The sequence below is a fragment of the Vibrio sp. 704 genome, assembly GCF_033339295.1.
Genome location: NZ_JAWOUH010000270.1, coordinates 1 through 825 on the forward strand (window position 1 = coordinate 1; position 825 = coordinate 825).

Annotated in this window: 2 pseudogenes; both read right to left on the bottom strand. The window is 46.9% G+C overall.

Annotation, left to right across the window (positions count from 1 at the left end):
* Positions 1-143, bottom strand: a pseudogene (locus R7R24_RS25865) (VSK receptor); the annotation flags it as partial.
* Position 144: 1 nt separating this feature from the next.
* Positions 145-825: pseudogene (locus tag R7R24_RS25870) on the bottom strand (methyl-accepting chemotaxis protein); the annotation flags it as partial.

An 825-nucleotide genomic window follows, 5' to 3' on the forward strand; every position in this document is an offset into this window, starting at 1 on the left:
ACACCAGAGAGCAACAGATTCACCATTGCCATGATTTGCTCAACCGCCCAAAAGAACAGGTCTTTGAGCATGTTGACCAGCGAGATTAAGAGCTGATAGAGGAACACCAACAGCTTGTTAAATAAATCGACTAACCAATCCATATTAACCTCCAAAAATAATACGACGCGCCGCAAACACTGACGTCATGATGAGCACCGCACGAATAAAACCGAACACCCAATCAAAGCTGATTTGCTCCTCAAAACTGAAGTCACCGAAGAACGGCACAGGGAGCACGAAAGAAGGGCGCTTGGCACTGGATAAGTCGAGGTCACCAAACGAGCTGACAAAGTTGTCGATGGTGTTGTGTTTGAGATTGTCTAACTGACCGGACACCAAACCACCTAAGCCATCGGGATAGGCCGACTCATAATAACCTGTACAGGTTTGAGATTCGATGCACGTCCCGCCCGTACCTGCGCCAGACGTATCTGTGTTTGCGATGCCGTCTAAGATGTCGGAAATGCCGGAAACATCCTCCGCGATACCATCCATTGCCCCTGCAATTTTCTCTACATCATCACCCACACCATTAATGGCATTGGTGTTCTTGTTCACGGCCGTGGTGATGTCAGCATTCGCTTGTTGGATAAGGGCCTTAGTGTTTTCGTCCATCTTGTTGTCGTTGATTTGCTGCTTTTGAATGGCTTGCGTATTGGTGACCATCGACGCATTCAATGCAATAATTTGGTTTTGAACGTCAGCACTGGCTTGATTGATGTCGATGTTCATATCATTTAGCGCCTTGTTGACATCCGAGTTCAAGCCTTTAATCGCATTCAA